The 15,670-nt window shown below is 72.9% G+C and carries 14 protein-coding genes; 5 read left to right on the top strand and 9 right to left on the bottom strand.

What is annotated here, in order from left to right; translation table 11 throughout:
• Nucleotides 1-16 precede the first annotated feature (16 nt).
• Nucleotides 17-412: a RidA family protein gene (locus tag Sco07f_RS09390; RefSeq protein WP_087789262.1), complete on the top strand. Its 396-nt coding sequence runs from the start codon at nucleotides 17-19 to the stop codon at nucleotides 410-412.
• Between the two features lie 39 nt (nucleotides 413-451).
• On the opposite strand, the gene Sco07f_RS09385 is transcribed toward Sco07f_RS09390, so the two are convergent.
• The 3 genes from Sco07f_RS09385 to Sco07f_RS09375 form a co-directional block, all read right to left on the bottom strand.
• Entirely contained in the window at nucleotides 452-1,087 is a 636-nt protein-coding gene (locus Sco07f_RS09385) for a response regulator (protein WP_007387895.1), read from the bottom strand.
• Nucleotides 1,087-2,286 (bottom strand): sensor histidine kinase, encoded by a 1,200-nt coding sequence (locus Sco07f_RS09380; RefSeq protein WP_108987532.1) that lies wholly within the window; start codon nucleotides 2,284-2,286, stop codon nucleotides 1,087-1,089. Before Sco07f_RS09380 ends, Sco07f_RS09385 begins: the two co-directional genes overlap by 1 nt.
• Before the next feature lie 89 nt (nucleotides 2,287-2,375).
• Nucleotides 2,376-3,038, bottom strand: coding sequence for a DedA family protein (locus Sco07f_RS09375; RefSeq protein ID WP_108987531.1), 663 nt, complete (start codon nucleotides 3,036-3,038; stop codon nucleotides 2,376-2,378).
• A gap of 726 nt (nucleotides 3,039-3,764) precedes the next feature.
• On the opposite strand from Sco07f_RS09375, the gene Sco07f_RS09370 reads away from it, so the two are divergent.
• From Sco07f_RS09370 to Sco07f_RS09355, 4 genes are all read left to right on the top strand, one after another.
• On the top strand, nucleotides 3,765-5,348 hold the full coding sequence (locus Sco07f_RS09370; RefSeq protein ID WP_174855330.1) for an MFS transporter: 1,584 nt from the start codon (nucleotides 3,765-3,767) through the stop codon (nucleotides 5,346-5,348).
• A 56-nt stretch (nucleotides 5,349-5,404) separates the two neighbouring features.
• Nucleotides 5,405-5,902: an FBP domain-containing protein gene (locus Sco07f_RS09365; RefSeq protein ID WP_108987530.1), complete on the top strand. Its 498-nt coding sequence runs from the start codon at nucleotides 5,405-5,407 to the stop codon at nucleotides 5,900-5,902.
• A gap of 181 nt (nucleotides 5,903-6,083) precedes the next feature.
• On the top strand, nucleotides 6,084-6,254 hold the full coding sequence (gene rpmF, locus Sco07f_RS09360) for a 50S ribosomal protein L32 (RefSeq protein WP_007387878.1): 171 nt from the start codon (nucleotides 6,084-6,086) through the stop codon (nucleotides 6,252-6,254).
• A 7-nt stretch (nucleotides 6,255-6,261) separates the two neighbouring features.
• Nucleotides 6,262-7,449: a GTP-binding protein gene (locus tag Sco07f_RS09355; protein WP_087789266.1), complete on the top strand. Its 1,188-nt coding sequence runs from the start codon at nucleotides 6,262-6,264 to the stop codon at nucleotides 7,447-7,449.
• A 199-nt stretch (nucleotides 7,450-7,648) separates the two neighbouring features.
• Here the strand turns inward: Sco07f_RS09355 and Sco07f_RS09350 are convergent, their stop codons facing one another.
• The 6 genes from Sco07f_RS09350 to Sco07f_RS09325 all read right to left on the bottom strand — a co-directional run bounded on the left by Sco07f_RS09350 (nucleotide 7,649) and on the right by Sco07f_RS09325 (nucleotide 15,663).
• Nucleotides 7,649-9,049 (bottom strand): salicylate synthase, encoded by a 1,401-nt coding sequence (locus tag Sco07f_RS09350; RefSeq protein ID WP_108987529.1) that lies wholly within the window; start codon nucleotides 9,047-9,049, stop codon nucleotides 7,649-7,651.
• 64 nt (nucleotides 9,050-9,113) lie between these two features.
• On the bottom strand, nucleotides 9,114-10,871 hold the full coding sequence (locus Sco07f_RS09345) for an ABC transporter ATP-binding protein (protein WP_108987528.1): 1,758 nt from the start codon (nucleotides 10,869-10,871) through the stop codon (nucleotides 9,114-9,116).
• A complete protein-coding gene (locus Sco07f_RS09340) occupies nucleotides 10,868-12,754 on the bottom strand; it encodes an ABC transporter ATP-binding protein (RefSeq protein ID WP_108987527.1) in 1,887 nt (628 codons plus the stop codon). The genes Sco07f_RS09345 and Sco07f_RS09340 overlap by 4 nt, the downstream gene beginning before the upstream one ends.
• Nucleotides 12,751-13,479, bottom strand: coding sequence for a class I SAM-dependent methyltransferase (locus Sco07f_RS09335; RefSeq protein WP_042821867.1), 729 nt, complete (start codon nucleotides 13,477-13,479; stop codon nucleotides 12,751-12,753). The genes Sco07f_RS09340 and Sco07f_RS09335 overlap by 4 nt, the downstream gene beginning before the upstream one ends.
• Nucleotides 13,480-13,564: 85 nt before the next feature.
• Nucleotides 13,565-14,401, bottom strand: coding sequence for a thioesterase II family protein (locus Sco07f_RS09330; protein WP_108987526.1), 837 nt, complete (start codon nucleotides 14,399-14,401; stop codon nucleotides 13,565-13,567).
• Nucleotides 14,398-15,663 (bottom strand): cytochrome P450, encoded by a 1,266-nt coding sequence (locus Sco07f_RS09325; RefSeq protein ID WP_108987525.1) that lies wholly within the window; start codon nucleotides 15,661-15,663, stop codon nucleotides 14,398-14,400. The genes Sco07f_RS09330 and Sco07f_RS09325 overlap by 4 nt, the downstream gene beginning before the upstream one ends.
• Between the last annotated feature and the right edge of the window lie 7 nt (nucleotides 15,664-15,670).

The raw sequence follows: 15,670 nt of genomic DNA, 5'->3' as shown, positions 1-15,670 counted from the left end.
CGGAGCGGATACGGCGATGCAACGCAACGCGGTCAACCCGGTGTCGTGGTCGGTCGGGATGGGATTCAACCAGGGCGAGGTCGTCTCCGGGCACTCGCGCACCCTGTACATCTCGGGCCAGACGGCGATGAGCAACGACGGCAGGCCCGAGCACGACGGTGACATGGCGGCGCAGTTGGCGCTGGCCGTCGACAACGTCGAGGCGGTGCTCGCCGAGGCCGGCATGACCCTCGCGAACCTCGTCCGGCTGAACGTCTACACGACCGACGTCGATCTGCTCTTCCAGCACTACGGTGTGCTGGCGGGCCGCCTGGGCGCCGCCGGTGTCGCGCCGACCACCACCATGCTCGGGGTGACGCGGCTGGCGATCCCCGGCCAGACGGTCGAGCTCGAGGGCACCGCCGTCGCATGACGTGCCGGCCCGTCTCCCCGGAGCCCGGCATGCCATGCGTCAGGACTCCAGGTACCGGAGTACGGCCAGGATCCGGCGGTTGTAGCCGGTGGTGTGCGCCAGTTCGAGCTTGTCGAAGATCATGTTGAGGTTCTTCTCCACCGCGCTCAGGGAGATGTGCAGCTTCTCCGCGATGGCCGCGTTGGTGTGCCCCTGCGCCAGGGTCTCCAGGACGCTGCGCTCGCGGGGGGTCAGCCGGGCCAGCGGGTCGGTGTGCGTGCTGCGGACCACCAGCTGCCGTACGACCTCCGGGTCGATCGCGGCGCCGCCCGCCCGGATGCGTTCCAGCGCGTCGAGGAACTCCTCCACCTGGGCGACCCGGTCCTTCAGCAGGTACCCGACCCGCTCCGCGTTCGACGTCAGCAGCTGCGCCGCGTAGTTGCGCTCCATGTGCTGGGACAGGACCAGGACTCCGACGCCGGGCCACCGCTCGCGGATCTCCAGCGCCGCCCGCAGGCCCTCGTCCGTGTGGGTAGGCGGCATCCGGATGTCCACGACGACCAGGTCCGGCGGCCGGGCCTCGACCTCGCGCAGCAGGGCGACGGCGTCGCCCACCGCGGCGGGGACCTCGTGGCCCTCCTCGGTGAGCAGCCGGACCAGCCCCTCTCGCAGCAGGGTCGAGTCCTCGGCCAGCATTACGCGCACGGCAGCTCCGCGGTGATCGTGGTGGGCCCCCCAAGGGGGCTGTGGACGTGCAGTCGGCCGTCCAGGGCGCGGACCCGGCTGTGCAGCCCGGTCAGCCCGCTGCCCTCCGGCCTCGCGCCGCCGACGCCGTTGTCCTCGACCCGGATGACGAGGACCGGCCCGTACGTGCGGACGCTCACCCGGATCTCCGTGGCGGCGGAGTGCTTGGCGGCGTTGGTCACCGACTCCGACACGACGAAGTACGCGGCGGTCTCCACGGAGGCGGGCAGGGGTCCGTCGAGCGCGAACTCGGTCCGCAGCGGAATGCCGCACCGCTCCGACACCCCGGCCAGCGCCTCCTGGAGCCCCAGGTTGTCCAGCGCCGTCGGATACACCCGCCAGGCCACTTCCCGCAGTTCCGTCAGGACCTCCTGCGACTCCCTGTGGGCCTGCTCCACCAGACTGCGTGCCTGTTCGGGCGTACGGCCGCCGCGACGGGCCCGTCCGAGGAGCATGGCCAGCGCCACCAGACGCTGCTGCACCCCGTCGTGCAGGTCCCGTTCGATGCGCCGGCGCTCGGTGTCGACGGCCTGGAGCACCGCCGCCCGGCTGGTGGCCAGTTCGTCGATGCGCTGCTCCATCAGCTCGCGCCGCGAGGGACCGAAGCACTCCCGGGCCAGCCGCGCGTCGAGGGCCGCCAGGGAGAACAGTCCCTGCACGTCCAGGAAGAGCAGCACCCCGCCGAGCAGGACCTGGCCGACCAGTTCCCACCAGCCCAGGGTGCCCCGGACGAGGGACGCGACGAGAAGGCCCGCGAGGAGGGCGCCGACCCCGAGCAGGCCGGCCACGACGCCGGTGATCAGGCCGGCGTACGTGCGGGCGGCCAGGTAGCGCAGGACGCGCCGGTCGGGCACCGGCCGGGCGGGGAAGCGGTCCCCGAAGAAGACGGAACGGCGACGCCGCTCGAGGGCCGTCAGCCGTCGGGCCCCGGCGGTGAGGACGACGAACGCCCGCCGCCGGGTGCGCGGCCACAGCAGGGCCGGACCGAGCAGGGTGCCGGGGACGACGAAGTACAGCAGCCCCAACAGCGCGGTCAGGCAGCCGAGAAGGACCCCGGCCGCCCGCAGGGGCGGCGCCGGCGACGGGGCCGCCGTGGTCGCACCGCCCGGCGGCACGGTTCCGGGGGCCGTCGGGAAGTGCTGGGTGGTCATGTCCGCCGGTTCCCCCTGCACGGTCGCCGAGCGTAGTCGCGCCGCGCACCCCGGGCAAGATCGTTCGGTCGGTGTGAGAAGGCGGCCGGTCACGACGTACGGCGGTGCTGGGCGGTGCCGCGGGAACGGAGCCTGACCGCGATGCCGAAGGCCAGTGCGACGACCACCAGTACCAGGACGCCCTTGCTGACCACACCGACGTAGTCACCGACGGTCTCCCACTGGTCGCCGAGCCAGTAACCGCACATGACCAGCACGGTGTTCCAGATCAGGCTGCCCAGAGCGGTCAGTGTCAGGAACGTCGGCAGCGGCATGCGCTCGAGGCCGGCCGGCACGGAGATCAGACTGCGGAAGATCGGCACCATGCGGCCGAGGAGGACGGCCTTGGTGCCGTGCTTGGCGAACCACGCCTCCGTCCGCTCCAGATCGGAGGTCCTGACCAGGGGCAGCGCGGACCAGATCGCGTACATCCGCTCACGGCCGAATAGCGCACCGATCCAGTAGAGGACGGCGGCGCCCAGCACGGACCCGAGCGTGGTCCAGAACAGGGCCGAGAAGAGACTGATGACGCCCTGTCCGGCGGCGAAACCGGTCAACGGCAGGATCACCTCGCTCGGCAGCGGCGGGAAGAGGTTCTCCAGGGCGATGGCCAGGCCCGCACCCGGTCCGCCCATGGTGTCCACCAGGTCGGCGGCCCATCCCGCGATGCCGTCGGCGGGTTCCTGTGGCAGCGCCAGGGTGATGTGGTCCATGTCGAGGTCTCCAAGTACGAAGCGCACGCCGCGAGCCGGTGCCGCGATCCATTGATCAAGCTAGAAGTCCCAGCTCAGTGCCGGTATGCGGATAGCCGTCGGACTCGTACGGTTTCCCCCCGCCCGACCCTGCGGTTTTCCGCAGGGTCGGGGTGTGCCGGGACCGGTCGGAAAATCCGGTCGCGCGGTTCGGCCGGTGGGATACGCTGTGCGGGATTCCGCGCGGCAGGTTGGCTGCCGCCCCGCTCGGCGCGCTCGGCGTCGACACGCACCGCGTGCCCTGCCCGGAAGGAGGCGAGAGACATGGACCGTGCCGACTGCGTTGCGGCCATAGTTGTCTCCGGCCGTGTGTCCTCCCTCCTCTGCGGCACGCGGTAACTCCTCCCCCCTTCCCGTTTCCTGTCCTCGGCGCCTTCCTGAGACGCCACGTCACGAGACGTCCTGGCCCGCGCGGTTCGTCGCCGCGCCGACCGCGGGGGCGCGTGCCCGAAGACGGGCCCTTCTCTTGCTGATTCCGTGATCCCGGCGTTGCCCGCCGCACGACCGTCAAGAGCTCCGGCGTGGACGACACACGGCCGGTGAGGCAGGCCCCGGGTGCTGTCCGCGGTTCCCGCTGCCCCACCGCCCTGCCGTGTCCCCGTGCTGTGTGCACCGGCCCGTCGCCACCGCGACCGTCCCCGGCCGGCTGTCCCGACAGCACTTCGACACGAAACGTGCGTGATCTCCATGAGCAGGAAACGTCCCGGAGGGGAATCCCTCCCGTCCGTGGCACCCAGGGCCACCGATGCGACGTCCACCGACCGTTCCCCGGACCACGGGGCACCCGCATCCGCGCCCGCGCCCGCACCCGCACCCGCACCCGCACCCGCACCGGATCCGAAGCGCTGGTGGGCGCTGGCCGTCATCGCCCTCGCCCAGCTGATGGTGATCCTCGACGGCACCGTCGTGAACATCGCGCTGCCCTCCGCACAGAGCGCGCTCGGCATGTCGGACGCCGACCGGCAGTGGGTGATCACCGCCTACACGCTGGCCTTCGGCGGGCTGCTGCTGCTCGGCGGCCGGATCGCCGATCTGGTGGGCCGCAGGCGCACCTTCGTCATCGGCCTGGCCGGGTTCGCCGCGGCCTCCGCGCTCGGCGGGGCGGCGGCCGGTCCCGGGATGCTGTTCGCGGCTCGGGCCCTGCAAGGTGCGTTCGCGGCGGTCCTTGCGCCGTCGGCCCTGTCGCTGCTGACGACGACGTTCACCGACCCCAAGGAGCGGGCCAGGGCGTTCGGGGTCTACGGTGCGCTGGCCGGCGGCGGCAGCGCGGTCGGACTGGTCGTGGGCGGCCTGCTGACCGAGTACCTGACCTGGCGCTGGTCCCTGTACGTCAACGTGCCCATCGCGCTGGCCGCCCTGCTCGGCGCACCGGTCTTCCTGCGCGACCGCTCCGGCCGCCGCGGCGGGCACCTGGACGTGCCGGGCGCGCTGCTGGGCTGCGGCGGGCTCGTCGCCCTCGTGTACGGCTTCAGCGAGGCCGAACCCCGCGGCTGGTCCAGCCCGTCCGTGGTCACGCTGCTCGTGGCCGGCGTGGTCCTGCTCGCCGCCTTCGTGCGGTGGCAGAGCCGTACGGCGCATCCCCTGCTGCCGCTGCGCATCGTCAAGGACCGTGTGCGGGCCGGGTCGCTCGCGACGATGGGCTTGGCCACCGTAGGCATGTTCGGCGTCTTCCTCTTCCTGACCTACTACCTTCAGGCCGTCCTCGGCTATCCGCCGGTGCGGACGGGCCTGGCCTTCGTGCCGATCTCGGCCGGTATCGTCATCGGCTCGACCCAGATCGCGGCCCGCCTGCTGCCCCGCACGGCGCCGCGCGCCCTGATGTCGTCCGGCATGGTGCTGGCCGCCGCCGGCATGCTGCTGCTCAGCAACCTGACCGTGCATGCGCGGTACGTCCCGCAGGTGCTGCCCGCCCTGCTGCTGCTCGGTCTGGGCATGGGCCTGACCTTCATGCCGGTCTACGCGACGGCCACCGCCGGCGTGCCCGCGCGGGACGCCGGGGTGGCCTCGGCCGTCCTCAGCACCGTCCAGCAGATGGGCGCTTCGCTGGGCACCGTACTGCTCAACACCGTCGCCACCGGCGCCACCGGCCGTTACGTCCACGCGCACGATCCGGCCCCCGGTGGCGCGGCCCTCGACGCGGGCATGGTGCACGGCTTCTCCGTCGCCTACCGGTGCTCGGCGGGCGTCCTGCTGCTCGCCGCCCTGGTGGCGGGCCTCGTCGTGCGGCGCAGGACGACGCCGCACCACGCCGGAGACGACGCACCGGCCTAGCGAGCCGGGCGCCGTGTCCCGCCACCGTCCCTCTCACCCCCTCGAAGGATCCCTCCGTGAAACCCCTGACCGAGCGCGACATCCGTACCTCGTTCGTCAACTGCTCCAAGGGCGAGGCCAAGCGCATGCCCCTGCCCAAGAACCTGGCGGACCTGGACCACTGGGACGACCTGGACTTCCTGGGCTGGTTCGATCTCTCCGCACCCGATCGCAGGTATCTCGTCGTGGAACGCGCCGATGAACTCGTCGGCCTGTCCCTGCGCACCACCTCGGGCAACCGCGGCTTCCTGCGCCGCAGCCTGTGCTCGCTGTGCCTGACCACGCATCCCGGCAGCGGTGTGTCCCTCATGACCGCCGCCAAGGCGGGCCCGGCCGGCCGCGAAGGCAACTCGGTGGGCCTGTACATCTGCTCCGACCTGGACTGCTCGCTGTACGTACGGGGCAAGAAGAAGGCCGCCCCGGGTGGTCGCATGGAGGAGTCCCTCACCGTCGAGCAGCAGATCGAGCGCCTGCGCGGCAACCTCGACGCGTTCGTGGAGAAGCTCTTCCACTGAGGCCGGCAGGGGCTCGGCGGCCGTCGTCGCCGGGCCCCTTTCCACTCGCCCTCAAGGGGCAGCGGAACCTAAGGCGGCACCTCTCCCGTCCCGTCCGGAGGCCCGCGCCGATCCGGCGATCGTAATGACATCCATTTTCATGTAACCTCTGCCTCGCTCACCGATCGCACCGGAGGTTCTCATGGCCGTACCCAAACGCAAGATGTCGCGCAGCAACACCCGGCACCGCCGCGCGCAGTGGAAGGCCACGACGCCGCAGCTGGTGACGGTCACGGTGGACGGCGTGCCCTACCTCGTTCCGCAGCGGCTGGCCAAGGCCTACGAGCGCGGCCTCCTCCGTCCGGAAGGCTGACCCCGGCATGACCCACGCCCCCTCGCGGCGCCTCCCCGTCACCGTCCTGTCGGGGTTCCTCGGCGCCGGAAAGACCACCCTGCTCAACCACGTCCTCGGCAACCGCGAGGGGCTGCGCGTCGCGGTCGTCGTCAATGACATGAGCGAGGTCAACATCGACGCCGCTCTGGTGCGTGGCGGCGGGGCCGCCCTGTCCCGCACCGAGGAACGCCTGGTCGAGATGACCAACGGGTGCATCTGCTGCACCCTGCGGGACGACCTGCTGGAGGAAGTGGACCGGTTGGCGCGCGAGGGGCGTTTCGACTACCTCCTCATCGAGTCGTCCGGCATCTCCGAGCCCATGCCGGTGGCCGCCACCTTCGCCTTCGCCCGGGACGACGGCGCCACCCTCGGCGACCTGGCCCGGCTGGACACGATGGTCACGGTCGTGGACGCCGCCAACTTCCTGCCGGAGCTGGCCGGCGGCGACGAGCTGGCCGAGCGGGGCCTGGACCAGTACGAGGGCGACGAGCGCACGGTCAGCGACCTGCTGATGGACCAGATCGAGTTCGCCGACGTCATCGTCCTCAACAAGCTCGACCTCGTCGACACCGCGTCCGCCGACCGGCTGCTGGCCACCCTCGCCCGCCTCAACCCCGCCGCCCGCGTGGTGCCGGCCGTGCGGGGCCGCATACCGGTGGGCGAGGTCCTGGGCACCGGCCGCTTCGACCTGGAGCGGGCGCAACAGGCTCCGGGCTGGGTCAGGGAGCTCAACGGCGACCACGTTCCCGAGACGGAGGAGTACGGCATCTCGTCGACCGTCTTCCGCTCGGCAACGCCCTTCCACCCCGGGCGGTTGTGGACGTTCGTGACGGAGGCACTGGACAGCGGCGCCTACGGGCAGGTCCTCCGGTCCAAGGGCTTCTTCACCCTCGCCAGCCGGCCCCGTGTGACGGGACTGTGGTCGCAGGCCGGGTCGGTGGCGCGCTTCGAGCCCTCCTCCGCACGTGACGCCGACAGCCCCTTCGCCCAGGAACTCGTCTTCATCGGTACCCGGCTGGACGCGGAGCCGCTGCGGGCCGCCCTGACCGACTGCCTCGTCCGGGAAGGCGAAGCCCTGCCCGCTTCCGACCCCTTCCCCGCCTGGGACACCTACGGCTTCGACGAGAGCTGCGCACACGAGCACGACCCCCTCACCACCGTGACGGGGCGCTGAACCTCCGGGTCGGACGGTGGTCGCAGCCACGGCACCGTCCGGCCCGGTGCACACCTGTGCCGGAGAAGAGCTGTCCCGGGGCGACGCCCCGCTGGGCGCTCCTCCGCGGAAGTCCACCGCCCGGGCCCGTCGCCCGGGCGGTCTCGCGCGCAGGCCCGTTCGACGGGAGCACGGCGGCGAGACCGTCGGCGGACCGCGGTCAGCCCGTGGTGTACCTCAGGTGCGGGGCGACGCTGCGGAGTTTCTCGCAGGTCTCCTCGATCTCGCGTTCGGGGCTGGACTGAGCGGTGACTCCCGCGCCCGCGCGCAGCCACGCCCCGTCGCCCTCACCGAGGAGGGTGCGCAGGACGAGGGCGGCGTCGAGGTCGCCGTCGGTGCTCCCCCGGAAGACCGCGCCGGCGTACAGACCGCGGCGTCCCTGCTCGTGGCGGGCCAGTGCCTGGAGGGCGGAGCGTTTGGGGACGCCGGTGGCGGTGATCGCGGGGAAGAGGGAGGCGAAGGCGTCCCACGGTCCGGCATCGGGCCGCAGCCGGCCGGTCAGCCGCGAGGCGAGGTGCTGCACCGAACCGCGCGGCCGGACCGCCATGAACTCCTCCACGGCGACGGACCCGGGCCGGCACACGGCGGCCATCTCGTCCCAGGCCAGGCGCACGGACACGGCGTGCTCGTGTATCTCCTTGGGATCGGTGAGCAGTTGCGCGCGCAGGCGCTCGTTCTCCGCCGGGTCCGTGCCGCGGGCGCGGGTGCCGGCCAGCGGCTGGGTGCTGACGCGGCCGTTCTCCCCGACCTCCAGGACCGTCTCCGGACTGAACCCGGCCGCCCGGTGGCCGCCGAGATCCAGCAGGTAGGAACGGGCCGGTGTGTTGGCCCGGCGGCCGGCGAGGTACGTCGCGGGGAAGTCCACGGGTGGTCCGGCGGGCAGCGGGACCTTCCGCGAGACGACGGCCTTCTCCAGGAGCCCGGCACGGATGTCCTCGACCGTGCGGGACACCGCGCTGCCGTAGGCGGCGGTGCCGGCCGCGACGATCCGCTCGGTCACGTCCGGAGTGGTCCCGTCCGGCGGGAGCTGCCGGGTCGCCGGCTCCGCCAGCAGGTCGGCGACCTTGCGGAGCCACGCCTCGTCCACCGCGCGGACCACGGTCCGGTCGCCGGTGAGGGTCACCTCGACGGACGGGATCAGGGCGTGCAGCAGAGGTCCGTCACCGGCGGCCCCGGGGTCGGCATGGAGGAGGTGGGCCAGTTCGAAGGCCGCCCAGCCGTAGAAGTGACGACGTGCGCCGTCCTGCGCCGCGGACAGGGCGGCCAGTGCGTCGGCGAACGCCGTCAGTGGCCTGCCGTCGGTGGGGGAGGTCCAGGTGCGCCCCGCCGCCCGCGCGGTGATGGTGGTCGGGTGCGCGGTGAGGTGCACGGCGGATCCCGCCGCGAAGTGCCAGACGCCGCCCGCCGCCTCGTAGACCATGTACTGGTCGGCGAGGGCGGCTTGGGCCAGGCGGGTGGCGGCGGCCGCGAGGTCGGGGCAGGGCTCCAGGGTGCTCGTGTGTACGAGTGCAGGAACGGAACTCGCCCATGGGTCCCACATGTTCCTCAGACCGGTGCTCATCGTGTCGTGCCTTCCCTCTGACGCTGCTGCGGTGTCCGGTGGTTCGCTGGTACGGGGTGGGGGGTCATGTCCGTGCCGCCTCCAGCCGCCAGCCGTGGGCCCGTGCCCGCCGCTGCCAGAAGGACGCGTAGGTTCCGCCCGCCGTGACCAGGTCGTCGTGCGTGCCTCGCTCGGTGATCCCGCCGCCCTCCAGGACCAGGATCTGGTCCGCGTGCACGACGGTGCTCAGCCGGTGCGCGATGACCAGCAGCGTCTTGCGGTCGGCCAGGGTGCGCACGGCCTCGGCGAAGAGCGCCTCGTTCTCCTGGTCGAGTGCGGCGGTGGCCTCGTCGAGGACGAGGATCGGGGCGTCCTTCAGCAGTGCGCGGGCGATGGACACGCGCTGACGCTGTCCGCCGGACAGCCGTGCGCCTGCCTCCCCCACTCTGGTGTCCCAGCCGTCGGGCAGCTCCGCGATCACCCGGTCGAGCCCGGACAGGGCCGCGGCCGAGGCGAGTTCGTCCGGGGCGGCGTCCGGCGCCGCGATCCTGACGTTGTCCTCGATGCTTCCGTCGAAGAGGTAGACGTCCTGGAAGACGAGGGAGACGTGGGCGGCCAGGTCGTCGGCCGCGATCTCGCGCACGTCGACCCCGCCGATGCGGACGGTGCCCTCCGTGGTGTCCCGGAAGCGGGCGATCAGTGCGGCGACCGTGGACTTGCCGGCGCCGGAGGGCCCCACGAGGGCGGTCATGCTGCGCTCGGGCAGGCGGAAGGTCACGCCGTCGAGGACCGGGCGTGCCGCATCGCCGTCGGCCGTCCCGTCGTCGTAGCGGAAGCCGACCCCGGTGAGCTCCACGCTCGCGTCGCGGGGGGTCTTCGGCTCGGCGGGCCGCGGGAACGGCGGTTCGTCCAGGACAGCGCCGAGCCGTTCCAGGGTGTTGCGGGCGATGCGCAGGCCCGCGCCGGCCTCGGCGGCGGACGACACGCTGTCGATGAGGCGGACCAGCAGGACCAGCAGCGCCAGGAGGGTGGGCACCGTCAGTGACCCGTCGAGCTGCCAGGACACCCCGAGTGCGAGCAGCAGGGCGAACACGAGCCGGGTGGCGAAGGTGAAGGAGACCAGGCCGGGCAGGCCGCGCGCGATGAGGCGCCGGTCGGCGCGCGCCTCGGCCACCAGGGCGTCGTCCAGTGCTCCGTACCCCTCCGCGGTCCGGCCGAACGCCCGCAGGACCGGCTGGTTGCGGGTGTACTCCAGCACCCGGTCGGCGGACTCACCGATCGCGGCGTCGCGGCCGAGGTCGAGTCGGCGCATCAGCGCACCGCTGCCCTGCTGGACGGCGAACAGCACGGGCGCGCAGACCAGGAGCACCAACGCAGTGCGGACGTCGAGGAAGAAGGTGGCGACGACCAGCGTCGCCGGGGTGAGGAGGGAGGTGATGAACGGGCGCAGCAGGTGGGCCGGTGTGCTCATCACCTGGATGACGTTCTGGCCGGCCAGCCTGCTGAACTCGGCGGTGCGGCCGGCGGTGAACCACCCCAGCGGCAGCCGCAGCGCCTGGTCGGCCAGTCGGCGGTGCAGCACCCGGGAGAGCGTGGAGCCGACGGTGAACCCGCCGCTCAGGGCGGCACCCTGGAGCACCGCGTAGGCGAGTACGCAGCCGGCGAACGCCGACAACCAGGGCCACACGTCGTCGGGGTCCGTGCCGAGCAGGGTCTCGAGGACGGGCACGAGGAGGGCGAAGGCGACGCCCTGGAGGACGGCCGCGCCCGACTGGAGGATCAGCAGCCGATTCAGTGGACGGGAGCCTTCGGGTCCCAGGACGCGGTAGAGCTGACGGATCATCGTGCACTTCCTTCTCGGATGTCGTCCGCCGCGCGGCCGGTCCCCGTCGTCGCGGGCCGGTGGTGCGGTGTGCCGTCGCTCTCGAACGGGCCCGCGGTGTGCTGGGCCTCCCAGAGCGCGGCGTAGCGCCCCCGGGCGGCCAGCAGGTCGTCGTGCCCGCCCTGTTCGGTGACGCGTCCGTCCTCCAGGACCACGATCCGGTCGGCGGAGCGGACGGTCGACAGGCGGTGGGCGATGACGAGGAGGGTGCGGCCGGCCGCGAGCGCGGACAGCGCGTCCTGGATCAGTGCCTCGGAGTGCGGGTCGGCGTACGCGGTCGCCTCGTCGAGGACGAGGACGGGGGCGTCGGCGAGCAACGCCCTTGCGATGGACAGGCGTTGTGCCTCACCGCCGGAGAGGGTGACGGTCCGGCCGAGTTCGGTCGCGTAGCCGTCGGGCAGCTCCGTGATCCGCTCGTGTACGCGGGCGGCGCGGGCGCACCGCTCGACCTCCTCGTCGGTGGCGTCGGGGCGGCCCAGGCGGATGTTGTCGGCGACGCTCGCCCGCAGCAGCCGTACGTCCTGGAGGACGAAGCCGACCCGGCGGTACAGCTCGGTCGCGGGGATGTCGCGGAGGTCGACGCCGCCGAGGGTCACCGTGCCGGCCGTGACGTCGTGGAAGCGGGGCAGCAGTGACGCCAGGGTGGACTTGCCGGAACCGGACGGCCCCACCAGTGCGGTGACCGTGCCGGGGGCGAGGTCGAGGTCGACACCGCTGAGGACGTCGGTCCGACCGTCGTAGGTGAAGGACACCCCGCGCATCGAGATGTGGTGGCCGTCGGGCACGGCGGGGTCGGTGGGCTCGGGGAGGGTGGGGGCGTGCAGCAGCTCCGTGATGCGTACGGCGGCGGCCTGACCGGCCCGGATCTGCTGGATGCGGGGACCCACGACCCCCATGGGGGCGGCGACGGCGGGGCCGAGCAGCAGGAAGGGGACGAGTTCGGCGCCGGTCATCCAGTCCCGGGTGACGAACAGGGCGCCCAGCGCGGACAGGAGCAGCAGGACCACGGCCGGTGCGACGACCAGGATCGCGGCGGTGGAGCTGACCAGGGTGGAGCGGACCCAGCCGGAGAAGAAGCCGGCGAAGCCCTCGGTCGCGCGGACGAAACGCTCGTGGGCCCTGTGCCCGCGTCCGAAGCTCTTGAACACGGCGATGCCGGAGGCGAACTCCACGGCGGCGACGGAGATCCGGCCCACCGCGGCGCCGAACTCGGCCATCTGGGCCGCCGCGCCGGTCATGGCCCGGCTGAACAGGAACACGCCCAGCAGCAGGGGCACCACGCTGACGAGGGCGAGAGGCCAGTCGACCGTGAGCAGGTAGGCCAGTGCCAGGACGGGGGCGGTGAGAACCGCCACGACGTCGAGCAGCGTGTGGGCGAACAGTGTGTGCAGCGCGCTCACGTCCTCCTGCACCGCCTGTTTGACCTCGCCGGTGCCCCGGTCGGTGAGCCGGCCGAGCGGCAGCCGCCCGATGTGCCGGGCGAGCCGCCGGCGGAGGGCGAGCTGGAGGTCGTTGTCGGCGATGTGGGCGAGGGCACCGGCCGCCGTGCCGCACACCAGGGCGACGAGGCCCGACGAGCAGGCCAGCACCACCAGCGGCCACAGGGCGTCGCCGTCGGCCGGGGACTCGCCGGTGAGCCGCTCGGCGATGCGGGAGACGGCGATGAAGGGGACCACTCCGGCGAGGGCGGCCACGGCTTGGAGGCCGACGGCGATCGCCAGTCGCCCGCGGACGGGTTCGGCGAGTGCGCGCAGCGGCGGCGGGGTGACGCGGGTGCCGGTGCCGCCGGCGGCGGTGTCCGGGGCTGCCGGGTCCGGGCCGGGCTCGGGCGGTTGTGACTTCACTTGACGAGTACTCCGATTTCGGGGATGGGCCTGCCGCCCGCCTCGGTGATGCGGCGGCTGGTCATACCGGCCTCGCGGGCCAGCCGGGCGACGTCGAAGGTGTGCCAGTCGTAGGTGTCACAGACCTCGCGCACGGTGCGGCCGTCGCGCAGCACCTTCCAGGTGGTGGTGAAGCGCATGGCGTCGCCCTCGGTGGGTTCTCCGCCGATCCACCACTCGTACGTCTGGCGCCCGATGGTCTCCCTGAGGGACATCACGGGTGGGATGACGCGGGGCGAGGACACCCCCATCAGCTCGACGACGATGGGCGCGCCGTCCGGAAGGCGGTCCGCGAGCCGTTTCCACAGGGCGACGCGTTCGGGGGCGGTGAGATGGCCGGCCACGCCGAAGATGACGACGGCGGAGAGCCGTTCGGGCAGGACGAGGTCCTGGGCGGCCCCGTCGACGACGGTCACGCGCCGGCGCAGATCCGGGTCGCGGGCGACCCGGGAGGTGAGCATGGCGCGCATGGTGGCCGACGGCTCGGCCGCGAGGATCTCCGCCCCGGGCAGGGCGGAGGCGATCACCTCGGTGACGCGGCCGGTGCCCGCGCCGATTTCCAGCACGGGCCCGTGGGACACGTCCAGTCCGGTGAGGACGCGGGTCAGCGGGGGGCCGCTGCTGGCGGTGTGCCGGGTGGCCACCAGCTCGTAGAACTCGGCCGAGGTCGAGTAGTAGTCGATCACGACGTGCTCCGGGTGGGGGCGGGCGTGGCGGGTCGGGTGCGGGTGGGCGTGCGGCACGGGGCCGGGCCCGCCGCGTGGTCACGGTTCACGGGGTGCTCGGCCAGGTGTGTGCGCCGCCGGTGGTCAGCGAGGGGTCCAGCCTGCGCAGGACGGCGGCGACGACCTCGCGGCGCCGGGGCGTGAGGTAGAAGTGGTCGCCGGGGAAGACCCGTACCTCGGTGCGGGCGGTGGTGAGGTCCGCCCAGCCGCCTGCCCGGTCGCGGCTGCGTTCCTCGCCGAGTTCGGGGTCCGCGCTGCCGGTCAGGACGTGCAGGGGGCAGGACAGTGGCGGCCGGTCCGCCGGCCGGTGGGTCTCGATGATCCGGTAGTCGTGGCGTACGGCCCTGAGCACCAGGGACCGCAGCCCGGGGTCGTCCAGGACCTCTCGGTCGGTGCCGCCGAGGCGGGCCAGTTCGGCGCTCAGCGTCTCGTCGTTCTGGCGGTGCAGGTCTCCGGTCACGGCGGTGCCGGGGGCGGCCCGGCCGGACGCGAACAGCCGGCGTGGGCCGGGGACTCCGCGGCCGGTGAGCTCGTGGGCCAGCTCCCAGGCGACGGCGGATCCCATGCTGTGCCCGAAGAGGGCGTACGGCCGGTCGAGCAGCGGTCCGAGGGCGTCCGCCACCGCGCTCACCAGCTCGCGCATGTCAGCCGCCTCGGGGTCCTCGAAGCGGTCCTCGCGGCCGGGGTACTGGATGGCGAGGAGTTCCACCTCGGGGGGCGTCAGCGCCGCCCAGGACCGGTAGAAGCCCGCGGTGCCGCCCGCGTGGGGCAGGCAGACGAGCGTGTACCGGGGGGCGGACCCGCCGCTCCACCGCCTGATCCAGGGGCTGTCGGCCCGGGCCGCGCGGGGGGAGGGCCTGGACGCCTTCTGCGGGACGGTCACCAGGTCACCCTCAGTTCCTCGAGGCCGAAGGTGGCCGAGTCGTGCTTGACGACGACGTCGTCCCGGTCCCCGGCGAGCCGGAGGGTGGGGACGCGCCGGATGAGGGTCTCCAGGGCGACCTCCAGCTCCAGCCGGGCCAGGTGCTGTCCGACGCACTGGTGGACGCCGTAGCCGAACGCGACGTGGTGGTTGTCGGTGCGGTGGAAGTCGACCCGCTCCGGCTCCTCGAACTGCTCGGGATCGTGGTTGGCCCCGGCCAGGAGGGCGATGACGCCGTCGTCGGCGGGGATCGTCCGGCCGGACAGGTCGATGTCCTCGGCGGCCACGCGCAGGGGAATGGAGTCGGCGACGGACAGGACGCGCAGGAGTTCGTCGACGGCGGCGGGCATCAGGGAGGGGTCGCGGCGCAGTTCCCCCATGAGCTCCGGCCGGTCCAGGAGGAGCAGCGTGCTCAGGGCGATCATGCTGGTCGTGGTCTCGCGGCCGGCGTTGATGGTGATGCCGAGGGTGGACAGCAGCTGGTCCGTGGTCACGTGGCCGGGGACGAGCTGCTCGGTGACGAGCTTGGAGATCAGGTCGTCGCGGGGCTCCTCCCGCCGCTTGCCGACCAGTTCGGCGAGCAGGCCGAAGAGGCCGCCGAGGGCTTCGGAGACCTGCTCGGCGGTGCTGTTGCGGGAGCCGGAGATCCGGGTGACGTCCCGGAAGTACTCCAGGTTCTCGCGGGGGACACCGAGCAGTTCGCAGATCACCGAGGTGGAGACGGCGTTGGCGTAGGCGGGGACGAGGTCCGCGGGGCCGCCGGCGGCGAGCATGTCGTCCAGGATCTCGTCCACGCGTGCCTGTACGGCGGGGCGCATCGCCCGGACCCGGCGCACCGTGAACACCGGCAGGAGCATCCGCCGGTACTTGGTGTGCTCGGGGGCGTCGGTGCGGATGAAGGGACGGAACCTGGCCCCGGCCTCCTGTTCGCCCTCGCCGAGGGCGGGAAAGCCGGGGCGTCGGATGTCGGCGCTGACACGGGGGTCGGAGAGCAGTTCGCGTACGTCGTCGTAACGGGTGACCACCCAGGCTTCCTTCTTGGTGGGCAGGGTGACACGGGCGACCGGGTCGTGGGTGCGCAGGGCGGCGTACTCGGCGGGCGCGGCGAAGGGGCAGCCGCGCTGGACCGGGAAGTCCCGGGGCGGGGCGGCGGGTTCCGGCGCGGTATCCGTGCCGAGGGGGCCGGGGGCGTGGGACGCCGTGGAGGTCTCTGGGCTGTTCATGGGGTGT

This window comes from Streptomyces coelicoflavus (assembly GCF_003112555.1).
Taxonomy (GTDB): domain Bacteria; phylum Actinomycetota; class Actinomycetes; order Streptomycetales; family Streptomycetaceae; genus Streptomyces; species Streptomyces coelicoflavus.
This window is presented reverse-complemented; position numbering and strand designations above follow the sequence as displayed.